General features: G+C 45.4%; 1 protein-coding gene. It reads left to right on the top strand.

Going from position 1 to position 928, the window contains the following annotated elements; genetic code table 11:
* Positions 1-32: 32 nt before the first annotated feature.
* Positions 33-928 (top strand): NAD(P)/FAD-dependent oxidoreductase (locus tag OTG27_RS26380; RefSeq protein ID WP_268938589.1); only part of this gene is annotated, 896 nt, incomplete at its 3' end.

Below are 928 nucleotides of genomic sequence, written 5' to 3'. Positions count from 1 at the left end.
AACTTTCAATCAGTAAGGACGGGGGATTAACTATGTCAAAACAAATCGTCATCTTAGGTGCAGGTTACGCAGGATTACTATCTGCCTTATCCGTACGTGAATATTACAAAAAGGATGAAGTGCAGGTTACAGTGGTGAACCAATTTCCAACGCACCAAATCATCACTGAATTGCACCGACTTGCAGGCGGATCCATTTCTGAACAAGCCGTTTCCATTCCTTTGGAAAAGCTTTTCAAAGGAAAAGATATCGACCTTGTCATTTCCAAAGTGGAGTCATTCTCGGTCGATAATAAAGAAGTGAAACTTGCCAATGGTTCCACATTATCTTATGATGCCCTGGTTGTTGCTTTGGGAAGCCAAACAGGATTCTTCGGCATTCCGGGACTTGAGGAAAACAGCATGGTCTTGAAATCCGTTAATGATGCTAACAAGATTTACAAACATATCGAAGATCGCATCCGCGAATATTCTCAAACGAATAATGAAGCGGACGCAACCATCGTGATTGGCGGCGGCGGATTGACGGGCGTTGAGTTAATCGGTGAAATCGTGGATCATTTCCCTAAAATCGCCAAAAAGTTCGGAGTGGACTTCAAGGATTTGAAAATCAAGCTTGTGGAAGCTGGGCCAAAAATCCTTCCGGTCCTGCCTGATCACTTAATCGAACGTGCCATGACAAGCTTGGAAGCACGCGGCGTTGAATTCCTGACAGGTCTGCCTGTAACGGGTGTTAAAGGAAATCAAATCGAATTGAAAGACGGACAAACGATAACGGCCAATACGCTTGTTTGGACAGGCGGAGTTGCGGCTCTTCCTATCGTAGGCGAATCAGGCCTTGAAGTGGATCGCGGCAAAGCAACCGTCAATGAGTATTTGCAATCCAAATCCCATAAAGACGTATTCGTTGTCGGCGACAGTGCCGTTGC

This window comes from Peribacillus sp. AS_2, from assembly GCF_026891895.1.
Lineage (GTDB): Bacteria > Bacillota > Bacilli > Bacillales > DSM-1321 > Peribacillus > Peribacillus frigoritolerans.
This window is presented reverse-complemented; position numbering and strand designations above follow the sequence as displayed.